This window comes from Ruoffia tabacinasalis, assembly GCF_005864045.1.
Taxonomy (GTDB): Bacteria; Bacillota; Bacilli; order Lactobacillales; family Aerococcaceae; genus Ruoffia; species Ruoffia tabacinasalis.
The window spans coordinates 70,299-82,770 of record NZ_VBSP01000005.1 but is presented as its reverse complement, the minus strand read 5'-3'; the positions used below and the strand labels follow the sequence as shown (position 1 = coordinate 82,770).

Below are 12,472 nucleotides of genomic sequence, written 5' to 3'. Positions count from 1 at the left end.
GTTGTGAATTAACCATATCAGAAAGGGGTTCTTTTTGCATCACCTAACGGGTGATGAAGCAATTTACTACAAGTACTATAATCACAACATTAATTGACATTTTTAGAAAAACTATGAATTATTCAGGTATATTGAACATAATTAAATAATATCAAATAGGGGATGATAAGATGTTGAAGTCGATCAATAAGCTTCTTTTCAGGGACAGGTATGAAGCTTGGTGCTTTAAAGAAAGTAATCAAAAATCATGGTGTGCTATTACTTGCGCACTTCATTGTTGCGATTGGAAGTATTAATCCTGCGGTTTATTTAGCCTTAGTTAATGATTTTGGAAAAGAGAAAGACAAGACAGTCTTTGGTATTACCTCTTTGTTTGCCGAATACCATTAGTGCCGGTATTTATCTATAGTTTATCGTATGCTGATGGATGTGAATGGATGTTACTCGTTTCAACGCTGATTCCAGTGATTTTAGGAATAATACTTGGACATATCGTACAAGGGTTCCGTAAAATTTTCGGGACAGGAGTTGCAGCTTTACTACTTTTATTAGGATGGAATATTGGACAAGGTTAAAATTTAATTGAAGCTACGCAGTCCGGTTTAGTGGGATTACTATTTAGTTAACCTATACCAACTCTCACTTGACACAAAAGTATTGAAAAATAATGGAGTTGCCTCGCTTTCAAAGATGTCAGCAGCTGGAGCCTCGGTCAGAACGCCCACTGTTATAGGGGCAATGAAACCCGTGCTTATGGAATATGTCCTAAATGCGACCGCAAAACTACTAACAGTCGTGGTCGTTACAAGTCTCATGACACCGATTATTGTAAAAAGATATAAAGAAAATAACTTATAAAAAATCGTTAGATTCATCGATGAATCTAACGATTTTTTTATACAATCAAATGCGTCTGCACGTTCGTAATGAATCTATTTAAGAAATCATGATGTAAATCAGTTAAGTATAGTCGTGAAGAGTAAGCGATAAAAAAATCAACCGACATTAAGTCGAGGGAGATGGGATATAAATTATATTCTAAATCTTCCTGTAAAGTAGGCAAAGCACTTTCTGGGATAAAAGCAACGCCCGAACCGTGCTCTGCAAATTTTGAAACAGTATAAATATTTGTGGACTCTAAGACAATGTTAGGCGTGATACTATAGCGTTTTAAAAGGCGGTCAATTTGACGGCGAATTGCAGATCCACTTGATGTTAGCACCAAGTCTTGGCTTAATAATTTATCAATCGCAATTGTATTCGAGCTCAATTCAACAGAGCCACTGATATATAAATCCGAACTAGGTGGAATCACAGCATAATACCGATGGGTTCCGCAAAGATGTGTTATCAACGAAGGGGAGACTGTCTCTGGATTTTGACCAATATAGAAATCAATCTCTTGATTCATTGCTTTCGCTTCACTGTTACTTGGTAAATCTTCTAGAATCGTTAACGTGACTTCGGGATGTGCTTGAACAAATTTTGGTAAAGTAATCGGTAAGATAAAGGTTGCGAGACTAGACAAGACACCAATACTGAGAGAAATGGGAGAATCTTCATTGTATTGAATTAACGTGTTTTTCAATTGATTTAATTCGGCATCTGAATTTTCCAAATATTGATAATACACTTTTCCTGCTTCAGTTAATTGTAGCTGAGGGCTTTTTCTATTAATGATTTCGGTGCCTAAGTCATCTTCGATTTTCTTAATAATTTGAGTGAGATAAGGTTGAGAAATGTACAGATCTTTGGCTGCTTTAGTGAATGAATTATGTTTGAGTAGCACATCAATGTATTGCAAGATATCTTGATAATTATTCAAAGTCATATGTTACACTTCTTTCTTATTGCTTTTTACTTATGATACCATAACTAAATAAATATTTCACAAATAGGTCATTAATATTTATTATATAGGTATAAAGTATTGAAGTTCATGAGCTAAATTTTTTACAATATCATGCTCATTTTGCCACATGCACAATGAATAGAAAGGGATTTTAAAGATGAAATTGATAGGAATTGTAGGTACAAACTCAAATCAGTCGACAAACCGCCAATTATTACAATATATTCAAAAGCATTTTAATTCACAAGCGGATATTGAACTCTGTGAAATTAAAGATTTACCTGCTTTTAATGAACCTAAAGAAAGAATTGCTCCAAAAGGCATTCAAGAAATATCAGATAAAATACTCGCCGCAGACGGCGTTATTATTAGTACCCCAGAATATGATCACACGATTACAGCTGCATTGAAAAGCTTACTAGAGTGGCTTTCATATACAACTCAGCCTTTATTAAACAAACCAGTGTTAATTACAGGAGCTTCCCTAGGCTCACTTGGGTCGTCACGAGCGCAAGCACATTTACGTCAGATTCTAGATGCGCCTGAACTTAAAGCGCGTATTATGCCGAGTTCTGAATTCCTATTAGGTCGTTCTAGCCAAGCTTTTGATGAGGAAGGTAATTTAAAAGACCAAACAAAAGTTGAAGAATTAGAAGAAGTTTTTGAAGAATTCGTCGAGTTTGTTGAAATAACAAATAAGTTATTAGAATCATCGTCTAAAATCAGAAAGAGTCAAATGTCATTTACTTGGAAATAATTAAGATATAGGAGGTAATTAATTATGAAATTTGTTGGAATTGTTGGAACAAACGCTGAGTTTTCTTATAACAGAATGTTACTTCATTATATGAAGGGACATTTTACTGATGTTGACATTGAAGTACTAGAAATTGATAAAGTGCCAATGTTTAACCAATCAGATGATCAAACAGACAGTGAAGTGATTCAAGAGTTAAACCAAAAAATTATGGAAGCTGATGGGGTCATTATTGCGACACCTGAACATAATCACTCGATTCCATCTGCGTTAAAAAGTACTTTAGAATGGCTATCTTTCAAAGTGCACCCGTTCGATGGTAAACCTGTGATGATTGTCGGTGCATCTTATGATGTTCAAGGATCGTCACGTTCGCAACTTCATTTACGCCAAGTCCTTGACGCACCAGGTGTGAATGCGACAGTAATGCCGGGAAGTGAATTTCTACTAGGACGTGTGCATGAAGTCTTTGATGAAAACGAGCAATTAAAAGATGAAGGAACCATTAAATTCTTAGAAAGTTGCTTCAAAAAATTCGTCCGCTTTACTGATGTGGCGAACTTATTGAATATTCCTGAAGAAATCGAATTTATACCAGGGGAATACTCAGTAACAACACCTGGGCATAATGGTGATTTACCAATGGTGGTTCGCTTATCAAAGAACCGTATTGAAGCGATTGAAATTGATACTGAAGGCGAGTCAGCAGGAATTGCGGATGTTGTATTCACACGTATTCCAGAAGAAATTCTAGACGGTCAAACGTTAAACGTTGACGTTATTTCTGGCGCAACAGTGACAAGTAAAGGGGTTATTGATGGAGTAGCTACTGCGGTTGAATTAGCTGGAGCAGATGCAGAAGTTATGAGAAAACGTCGTCGAGTAACGCAACAACCTCAAGAAGAACCACTTGAAATCACAACTGACGTGGTTGTTATTGGTGGTGGGGGAGCGGGATTAAGTGCAGCCGCAAGTACACTTCAAGAAAGCAAAAAAGTAACATTGCTTGAAAAATTCCCATCGATTGGTGGTAACACAGTTAGAACGGGTGGACCAATGAATGCGGCCAACCCTGTCTGGCAAAATGGGATGACAGCTTTAGCCGGTGAAGATACAACGTTAAAAGGCATTCTTGAGCTGGATGAAGCAGAAATCCACGAGGAATACCGTGAAGACTTTAATATGCTTAAAGAACAAATTCAAGACTATTTCAACCAAGTTGATGGGAAAGAAGAATTTTTATTTGATTCAACTTTATGGCATCGAATTCAAACATATCTAGGTGGTAAACGACATGACCTAGAAGGCAATGAAGCTTACGGAAACTATGATTTAGTGAAGACGTTAACGGATAATGTCTTAGACTCAGTTCACTGGTTAGAAGATATCGGGGTTGAATTCGATAAAGAGAATGTCCAAATGCCAGTGGGAGCGAACTGGAGAAGAGGTCACAAACCGAAAGAGAATGAAGGATTTGCTTATGTTGATGCCCTTCAGAAATACGTACTTGCTCACGATGGAGAGATTATAACAGATACGTCAGTGGAAGAATTAATCGTTGAAGACGGTAAAGTTGTCGGCTTAATTGCTAATGGACCCAACAAGCGCAAAGTTATCGTTCATGCAGACTCAGTCGTTCTTGCTTCAGGTGGATTTGGTTCAAACACGAAGATGCTTCAAAAATATAATACATATTGGGCTGAGATTGCGGATGATATTAAAACATCGAATTCACCTGCTATTACGGGTGACGGTATTCGTTTAGGTGAGAGTGTTGGCGCAGATTTAGTTGATATGGGTTATATTCAAATGTTACCAACAACCGATCCAAATACTGGAGCGCTATTCTCAGGGCTACAAGTGCCTCCTGCAAACTTTATTATGGTGAACCAAGAAGGTAAACGATTCGTTAACGAATATGGAAGTCGAGATGAGTTATCTAAAGCAGCAATCGATAACGGTGGACTATTCTACTTAATCGCAGATGAGAACATCAAAGGTACTGCCATGAATACCAATGATGAGAAGATTGAGAAAGAAGTCGAGCAAGGCGTTTTATTCCGAGCAGATACACTTGAAGAATTAGCTGAGATGATTGGTATGGAGCCATCGGTATTAGTTGATACAATTCATAAATATAATTCGTATGTAGATGTCGGGGAAGATCCAGAGTTTCATAAAGGAGCATTTGAATATAAAGTTGAGAAAGCACCATTCTATGCAACACCAAGAAAACCTGCGGTCCATCATACAATGGGTGGATTAAAAATCGACTCAAATACACATGTATTGACTAAAGACGGCGATATTATTCCGGGTCTATATGCTACCGGTGAAGTTGCGGGCGGAATTCATGCCGGAAACCGTCTTGGTGGGAATGCATTATCGGATATCTTTACGTTCGGGCGCATTGCTGGTAAGAATGCCTCACATTTAGCATAAAGCACTGAGTTTCAAAATATTTTACTTCAGAGTAGGATGTTTGTTAAATCTTCAATATACTAGTGTGGAATAAGAATATGGAGGTATGTTACATGGTTTGGATCCAAATTGCGGTTATTGTCAAAAAGGTGAATGATTAGATGAGTTTGGCTATCTTGTAGGTGAGCTGGAAACGTCATTGGTTATTATTTTCCGTGAGCAAAGTCACCCAGGTCGTACCATTGTTGCGTAAAAAGATCACGTGAGTGAAATGGTCGATATTACAGACGAAGAGCGAAATAACTACTTTGCTGATATATCTAAAGTTGCTAAAGCAATGTATAAACTTTTTCCACCAGATAAAATTTACTATGGTGTTTACGGCGACAGTGGTTCGCATCTTCACTTCCATGTTGTACCTAAATATGAAGGCGAATTTGAGTGGTGAACACGCTTTGCGATGAATCAAGGTGAAACATTCCTCGATGAAGAAGCATACGAGAAGATGGCTTCTGATCTTCGTAAAGAATTAGAAATTTAATGATATTTTATGAGGTTAGATGCTGACATTCTGTCGATTGTCTTGGCTCATGTTTTATGGGAAAATATTAGCAAGTGTGAGCGCCACTTCACTCTAGCTTAATATAAAAGTGCTATAATAGACTAAATATTCAAATAGGAGTGAAACGAATGACAATAGACAAAGAACTCATTAAAGATGATTTATATCAGGCGGTCAACGGAGAATGGCTTGAAACGGCTGTAATTCCAGATGACAAATCGTCAACCGGAGGCTTTATGAATCTGCGTGATGGCGTAGAGGAATTATTAATGACTGATCTGGACAAGATGGTGGCTGGAGAAATTGACTTAACGAACGATGAACAAGGCGAAATGCTTGAGTACTATCAACAAGCGATGGATTTCGACAAACGTAATGCGCTTGAGGCGAAACCTGTTCAACCGTTACTAGAAAAGTTAAAAGCTCTAGAAACTATTCAAGACTTGCAGACACTTGCGTCAGAGTGGGTTCTTTATGACTTGCCTTTACCTTTCTCACTCGGCATTGGACCGGATATGAAAGATACATCAACATACATCTTAGGTTTATCTGTGCCGGGTACGATTTTACCAGATACAACTTACTATCAACCAGGTAATGAAGCGGGCGAACGCTTATTAACAGTGTACAAAGATATGAGTCAAAAAGTATTAGAGTTAATGGAATTTGACGCAGATGAAGCGGCAAACTTAGTTGAACAAGCGGTTGAATTCGATGCTTTATTCATTCCACACATGAAAAGTTCTGAAGAATTAGCGGATTATACGATTACATACAACCCGCGTACAGCAGAGGAGATCAAAAGCTACTCACAAGACTTTGACTTCTTAGCTTTATTCAAAGAACTCATCGGTCAAGATATTGATAAAGCCATTGTTTCTGAGCCAGAGTTTTTCGAAGCTTTCCAAGGTATTGTTAATAATGACCAGATTGAGTTGTTAAGAGCTTGGCTGATCGTGAACTTAGCTAATAGTCAAACAGCTTTATTATCTGAAGAACTTCGCCAAGCTGGAAGTCTTTACCAATTAGCTTTATCAGGGAGTCCGAAGACGCAAAGTCCTGAAAAACACGCTTACTACATAACCATTGGTATGTTTAGTCAAGTGATTGGGGATTATTACGGTAAGAAATACTTTGGAGACCAAGCCCGTCAAGACGTACGTGAGATGGTCGAAGCAATGATTGACGTTTACCAAAACCGTCTGAAAGCCAATACGTGGTTAACACCAGAGACGATTGAGTTAGCGATTGAAAAACTCGATGCGTTAGATATTTTTGTAGGGTATCCTGATACGTATCCAGAAATTTACACAAAATTAATAGTGAACGATGAAGCGAGTTTCTACTCAAATACAGCAGAATTTACGCGTCAGTTTAATGAACGTGATTTTGCGCGTTGGAACAAAGATGTTGACCGCAGTGAGTGGGGGATGAGTGCCGCAACTGTGAATGCTTACTTCCATCCAAACCATAATTTAATTTGCTTCCCAGCGGCGATTTTACAAGCACCTTTCTATAGTGTGGATCAAACACGGAGTGAGAATTACGGCGGAATCGGTGCAGTCATTGCCCATGAAGTGTCGCATGCCTTTGATAATAATGGAGCGAAATTTGACGCTCAAGGGAACATGAACAATTGGTGGACCGAAGCGGATTTAGAGGCTTTTGATCAAAGAGCGCAAGCGATGATCAAGCAATGGGATAGCATTGAAATTGCGGGCGGAAAAGTGAACGGTAAACTGACTGTTTCAGAGAACATTGCTGATGGGGGTGGCCTAACGGCAGCGCTTGAAGCAACGAAACAAGAAGATGATGCGAATTTAGCAGAGTTCTTTATGAATTGGGCGCGTATTTGGAGCTTGAAAGCCCGTCCTGAGTACCAACAACTACTTCTTTCAATAGATGTTCACTCGCCAGCAGAATTACGTGCGAACATTCAAGTACGTAACATGGATGAGTTTTATGAAACCTTTGATGTTAAAGAAGGCGATAAAATGTATTTTGCACCAGAAGACCGCGTTGTAATATGGTAAGATAATATAAGTAAGAGATGACTTCCCTTATGACTGTGAAATTTATTTTATTTCATAGTCATGAAGGGTATTTTTGTTTATAATGAGTAGGACTATGAACATGTGGAAGGGGAAAATAAATGAGTTATCAAGCACTCTACCGGGTTTGGCGCCCGCAAACATTTGACGAGATGGTTGGACAACCCATTATTAAAGAAACACTAAAAAATGCCATCAAATCGAATCATATTAGTCACGCTTATTTATTCACTGGACCGCGTGGAACAGGTAAGACCAGTGCTGCTAAGATTCTAGCAAAAGCGATTAACTGTCCGAACCAAACGGATGGAAACCCATGTAATAACTGTGACATGTGTCGCTTAATTACCGAAGGTCAGTTAGGTGATGTGGTTGAAATTGATGCCGCGTCAAATAATGGGGTAGATGAAATCCGTGAATTACGTGAGAACGTTCGCTATGCAGCTAGCCAAGCTCGTTATAAAGTATATATTATTGATGAGGTTCATATGCTTACGACAGCAGCCTTTAATGCTCTGTTGAAGACATTGGAAGAACCGCCTGAGCAAGTGGTATTTATCCTAGCGACGACCGAAGCTCATAAGATTCCAGCTACAATCCTGTCGCGTACACAACGATTTGACTTCCAACTTTATACAGATCAAGAGTTAATTGGAAGAATGGAAGAGATTCTTAACCATGACAACATCGACTATGACGAAGAAGCTTTAGCAATCATTGCGCGTTCAGCTAATGGTGGAATGCGTGATACGGTAAGTTTACTTGACCAAGCGATTTCCTTTAATACGGAAGAAGTGACCGTTGAAACGGCCCTAGAAGTGTCGGGAAGCTTAAACCAAATGGCTTTGTTAAACTATATCCAATCCGTTTACCGTCAAAAAATCGAAGAAGCCTTGGAAATCGTCAATGACCAACTGCAAAAAGGAAAACAAGCGGCACGCTTTATTGATGAATTAATCTTATTCAGTCGTGATATGTTACTAACTTTACATATTAAACAAAACCAAACACTCCTTAGCGAAGACGAAATTCAGCCTTTACGCGAAGAGGTTCCCGCAAATTTCTATTATGTGCTCATTGATACATTGAATGAAACTCAAGGGAAAATGCGCTTTAGTACCTCACCTAACTTATATATTGAAGTCATGACGATTCAATTAGCCCAAACGGATAAAACACAATTAGTGAGCAGTGGGCAAGAAGCTAATACAGCTAGCGCACCCAACGAAGCAATCAATGGTGCGTTGATGGATACAGTCCGTCAGTTGGAAGAAAAACTTGCAGCCTTGTCTCAACAAGTGCAAAGTCAGGATAAGTTAATTCGTGCCTTCAAAGAAAACCAGCCAACAAATCAAGGGGTCCAACCGATTAACCAAGAAGGGAACGGGGAAGTGACTAATGATGCGAAGCCAGGGGCCGAAGAAGTACCGAAAGTCCCACGTAAACGTCCAGCTCGCCAACAAGCGCGCTATGAATTGAGATTAAATCATGTTTACCGTGTATTGAATAACGCGACACATCAACATATTCGCTTGATGAAAGAACACTGGCCGGCAGTCTTAGGTGAACTGTCACCTCAACAACGGGCAAAGTTCTTTGAAACAGAACCTTTAGCAGCAGGTGAAGGCAGTGCCTTAATTAGCTTTCCAAATCCAGCCTATGCTGGAGACGTCCAACACGACCATGAACTAATGAAGTTCATTGAAGAAACTGTCGAGCAAAAAACGGGCACTTCAATGAAAATCATTATCATCTTAGCAAGTGAATGGGCGGATGTTCGTAAGAACTATGCGATGTTACGTAAAAAGAATAACGGTGCACCGATTCCAATTGAAGAAGATGAAACTGACGACGTAGAAGAAACAGTTGAAGTGGAGACAAAAGCTGGAACTGAAGTGTCAGATAACCAAACTGATACAGAGGAAGTTATTGACGAGCAAGCATCTTCTACTCAAGAAGTGTCTGAAAAGACACAAGAAGCGCCTGTTAGAGAAGGAACTCAGGAAGCGCCAGCAGAAGAACCTCAAGAGGCAAACCATTCGATGGATTCGCTTGAAGCGTCTTTGCCGAATTCGACGAGAAGTATTGATGACATCTTCTCGCAAGAAGGCTCACCCAGTCATCGAGCTATGGAATTAGATAATAATGAACCTGAAGAAGAGGAAGGTCCCCCTGAGATTGTGTCCAAAGCCATCGAATTATTCGGTGAAGAGAATGTAAATATTTACTATGATCGTTAAAGATATGAGAGCAGGTATTGAATATGAATAATGAAAAGATTAATACACGAGATTTAACTCAGATGGCTACGTATGCTGCCTTAATTGTCTTGGCTATTTATATGATTCGAATCCCAATGCCATCAGCGATTAGCAATACGTTTGTCCATCCAGGGAACGCCTTAGTGATATTAGCTATATTGTTTATGGGCTTTAAAAAGGGAACCATCGCCGCTTTACTTGGCTTAGCGATTTTTGATATTACGTCCGGTTATTTACCAGTCGTACTTTTCACCTTAATTGAGAACTTTATCGTTCTATTAGTGGTAGAATGCATCTTTCGTTACGTATTTCATTACGATAACCGAATGCGAAACATTATCACACTAGGTATTGTCGGAGCAGTGACTAAGATTGTGGTGATATTTTTCAAATACATCATCCAACAATTGATGTTAGGTTCAGTCCTTGGTGGCGCAGTGGCTAGCGCGATTTCAGCACTGCCAGCTTCTTTATTTACTGGCGTTGTCACAGCTATTCTAGTCCCGTTACTATATTGGCCAATAAAGCCGGTCTTTGACCGTTTTAAATAAAACCCTTTAAATAAAACCCTGTTTAGTTTAGTCCTTGTCAATATTAGACAAGACTTAAACTAGGCGGGGTTTTTAGTATCAGTATTTTGAAAATAATAGCAATAATATTGTTAATCTAAGAATAAGAAAAGCCTTTATAGATTATTATATGAAAAATGCCGTTGGTAGTCCGAAAAACAAGAGATTATGTTATAATAGAGCTAAGCATTTAAGCTTATTTTATTTGTGCAAAAATGACAGAATGATGCGTAAAAGAAAGCCAAGATGAATCGTTTAAAGAGCGGGTGAAATCATTGGCTCTATCGCACCAACATAAGTAAGATAAACATTATATTAGAATATATAATGAACTAATAATCAAAAGTGAGAGGCTGAGTGAGCGAAGATTTAAGTAAAATATTGCCCACTGAGAAAGCACAAAAAGGAGATATATTTATGAAAATGGGAAACATGCAAGGTATGATGCAAAAAATGCAAAAGATGCAAAAAGATATGGAGAAAGAACAAAAAGCGATTGAAACGTCAATTTTTGAAGCATCTGATAACAATAACTTAGTAACAGTTAAAGTAACTGGAGCAAAACGTATTGTTGAATTAGAGATCAAAGAAGACTTAGTGGATCCAGAAGATATCGATATGTTACAAGACTTAGTCATTGTGACTGTGAATGATGCTTTAGTACAAGTTGATAAAGCAACTGAACAACGTTTAGGGAAATTCACTCAAGGATTAAACTTACCGTTTTAGTAGAAAGTAGGAGACTGTATGCAATATCCAGCGCCGATTGCGAAACTGATTAATTCCTTTACGAAATTACCAGGGATTGGAGCAAAGTCAGCCGCAAGACATGCTTTCTATGTGCTTGATATGAACGAAGCAGATGTTTTGGAATTTGCACAAAATTTAATTAACGCAAAGCGTGACTTAACGCATTGCAGTATTTGTGGAAATATTACAGACTCTGATCCATGTATTGTATGTACGGATGAAAGTCGTGACCGTAGCCAAGTACTTGTTGTAGAAGATACTAGAGATGTCATGTCAATGGAACGAATGCAAGAATTCCGCGGTCTGTATCACGTATTAGGTGGCGTTTTGTCACCAATGGAAGGAACAGGACCAGAGGATTTAAATATCCCAAGTTTAATTAAACGACTTGAGGATGAGACAATTAAAGAAGTGATTATAGCAACAAATGCTACCGCTGAAGGTGAAGCAACTGCTATGTACTTATCACGCTTAATCAAACCTGCCGGGATTAAAGTAACGCGCCTTGCTCACGGCTTATCTGTAGGTAGTGATATTGAATACGCAGATGAAATGACTTTATTTAGAGCCATTGAAGGTAGACGCGAGTTATAAATGAGTTGGAGTGTAGAGATGACTAAAGGAAAATTTATTTCACTTGAAGGACCTGATGGCTCAGGGAAGACAAGTGTAGTACGAGCACTAAAAGAAATGTTAGAGGCATCTGGATATGATGTGTTAACGACCAGAGAACCTGGTGGGAGCCCAATTGCAGAACGCATCCGGGAAGTTATTCTAGATGTGGATAATACCGCCATGGACGCAAGAACAGAAGCTTTACTATTCGCTGCGAGTCGTCGTCAACATTTAATTGAGACGATTTTACCTGCCTTAGAAAAAGGTCAAATCGTCATTACAGACCGGTTTGTAGATAGTTCAATTGCGTATCAAGGAATTGCGCGAGGCATTCCAGTGGAAGATATTTGGGCGATTAACAAATTCGGAATTGAAGACCACATGCCTGATTTAACATTGCTCATCGATGTTCCAGCAGAAGTTGGTTTGGAGCGTATTTATAAAGCCCGAGGGCAACGCCAATTTGACCGCTTAGATCAAGAGAGCATTGATTTCCACCAAATGGTGCGCGAAGCTTTCTTAAATTTTGAAAAAGAGAACGAACGAATTATTTTAGTGAACGGCAACCAAAGTGTCGAAAAGGTTGCACAAGAATGTATTACAGTATTAAAAGACAAGGAACTTATAGAATAAG

At 38.8% G+C, this 12,472-nt stretch carries 12 protein-coding genes and 1 pseudogene; 12 read left to right on the top strand and 1 reads right to left on the bottom strand.

Translation table 11 applies throughout. The annotated features are described in order from the left end of the window. Positions 1–210 precede the first annotated feature (210 nt). The 3 genes and pseudogenes from FEZ33_RS02980 to FEZ33_RS12830 all read left to right on the top strand — a co-directional run. Positions 211–390, top strand: coding sequence for a hypothetical protein (locus FEZ33_RS02980; RefSeq protein WP_138403906.1), 180 nt, complete (start codon positions 211–213; stop codon positions 388–390). Continuing rightward, positions 390–575 carry a 2-keto-3-deoxygluconate permease gene (locus tag FEZ33_RS12835; RefSeq protein WP_268951492.1) on the top strand — a complete coding sequence of 62 codons (186 nt, stop codon included), beginning with the start codon at positions 390–392 and terminating at the stop codon, positions 573–575. The genes FEZ33_RS02980 and FEZ33_RS12835 overlap by 1 nt, the downstream gene beginning before the upstream one ends. A 70-nt stretch (positions 576–645) precedes the next feature. Continuing rightward, positions 646–858: pseudogene (locus tag FEZ33_RS12830) on the top strand (2-keto-3-deoxygluconate permease); the annotation flags it as partial. 37 nt (positions 859–895) lie between these two features. Here FEZ33_RS12830 and FEZ33_RS02965 read toward each other — a convergent pair. Next, positions 896–1,831 (bottom strand): LysR family transcriptional regulator, encoded by a 936-nt coding sequence (locus tag FEZ33_RS02965; protein WP_138403903.1) that lies wholly within the window; start codon positions 1,829–1,831, stop codon positions 896–898. Positions 1,832–2,009: 178 nt separating this feature from the next. On the opposite strand from FEZ33_RS02965, the gene FEZ33_RS02960 reads away from it, so the two are divergent. The 9 genes from FEZ33_RS02960 (at position 2,010) to tmk (ending at position 12,471) form a co-directional block, all read left to right on the top strand. Next, positions 2,010–2,609 carry an NADPH-dependent FMN reductase gene (locus tag FEZ33_RS02960; protein WP_138403902.1) on the top strand — a complete coding sequence of 200 codons (600 nt, stop codon included), beginning with the start codon at positions 2,010–2,012 and terminating at the stop codon, positions 2,607–2,609. Between the two features lie 24 nt (positions 2,610–2,633). Beyond that, positions 2,634–5,051, top strand: a complete 2,418-nt coding sequence (locus tag FEZ33_RS02955; RefSeq protein WP_138403901.1) for a flavocytochrome c — start codon at positions 2,634–2,636, stop codon at positions 5,049–5,051. Positions 5,052–5,292: 241 nt separating this feature from the next. Beyond that, a complete protein-coding gene (locus FEZ33_RS12560) occupies positions 5,293–5,478 on the top strand; it encodes an HIT family protein (RefSeq protein ID WP_328590763.1) in 186 nt (61 codons plus the stop codon). 242 nt (positions 5,479–5,720) lie between these two features. Further along, the gene (locus FEZ33_RS02945) at positions 5,721–7,625 is read left to right on the top strand and encodes a M13 family metallopeptidase (protein WP_138403900.1); all 1,905 of its coding nucleotides are present in this window, start codon (positions 5,721–5,723) and stop codon (positions 7,623–7,625) included. A gap of 119 nt (positions 7,626–7,744) precedes the next feature. Beyond that, entirely contained in the window at positions 7,745–9,883 is a 2,139-nt protein-coding gene (gene dnaX, locus FEZ33_RS02940) for a DNA polymerase III subunit gamma/tau (protein ID WP_138403899.1), read from the top strand. A 23-nt stretch (positions 9,884–9,906) separates the two neighbouring features. After that, positions 9,907–10,455 (top strand): ECF transporter S component, encoded by a 549-nt coding sequence (locus FEZ33_RS02935; protein WP_138403898.1) that lies wholly within the window; start codon positions 9,907–9,909, stop codon positions 10,453–10,455. A gap of 429 nt (positions 10,456–10,884) precedes the next feature. Further along, a complete protein-coding gene (locus FEZ33_RS02930) occupies positions 10,885–11,202 on the top strand; it encodes a YbaB/EbfC family nucleoid-associated protein (RefSeq protein WP_212746660.1) in 318 nt (105 codons plus the stop codon). Between the two features lie 18 nt (positions 11,203–11,220). Beyond that, on the top strand, positions 11,221–11,817 hold the full coding sequence (gene recR / locus FEZ33_RS02925) for a recombination mediator RecR (RefSeq protein WP_138403897.1): 597 nt from the start codon (positions 11,221–11,223) through the stop codon (positions 11,815–11,817). Between the two features lie 18 nt (positions 11,818–11,835). Further along, entirely contained in the window at positions 11,836–12,471 is a 636-nt protein-coding gene (gene tmk / locus FEZ33_RS02920; RefSeq protein ID WP_138403896.1) for a dTMP kinase, read from the top strand. Position 12,472 lies beyond the last annotated feature (1 nt).

Bases quoted from the DNA above. Each gene is read 5' to 3' on its own strand.
- FEZ33_RS02960 (WP_138403902.1), top strand. From the start codon at position 2,010: ATGAAATTGATAGGAATTGTAGGTACAAACTCAAATCAGTCGACAAAC.
- FEZ33_RS02965 (WP_138403903.1), bottom strand. From the start codon at position 1,831: ATGACTTTGAATAATTATCAAGATATCTTGCAATACATTGATGTGCTA.
- FEZ33_RS02955 (WP_138403901.1), top strand. From the start codon at position 2,634: ATGAAATTTGTTGGAATTGTTGGAACAAACGCTGAGTTTTCTTATAAC.
- FEZ33_RS02945 (WP_138403900.1), top strand. From the start codon at position 5,721: ATGACAATAGACAAAGAACTCATTAAAGATGATTTATATCAGGCGGTC.
- FEZ33_RS02980 (WP_138403906.1), top strand. From the start codon at position 211: ATGAAGCTTGGTGCTTTAAAGAAAGTAATCAAAAATCATGGTGTGCTA.
- FEZ33_RS02935 (WP_138403898.1), top strand. From the start codon at position 9,907: ATGAATAATGAAAAGATTAATACACGAGATTTAACTCAGATGGCTACG.
- dnaX (WP_138403899.1), top strand. From the start codon at position 7,745: ATGAGTTATCAAGCACTCTACCGGGTTTGGCGCCCGCAAACATTTGAC.
- tmk (WP_138403896.1), top strand. From the start codon at position 11,836: ATGACTAAAGGAAAATTTATTTCACTTGAAGGACCTGATGGCTCAGGG.
- recR (WP_138403897.1), top strand. From the start codon at position 11,221: ATGCAATATCCAGCGCCGATTGCGAAACTGATTAATTCCTTTACGAAA.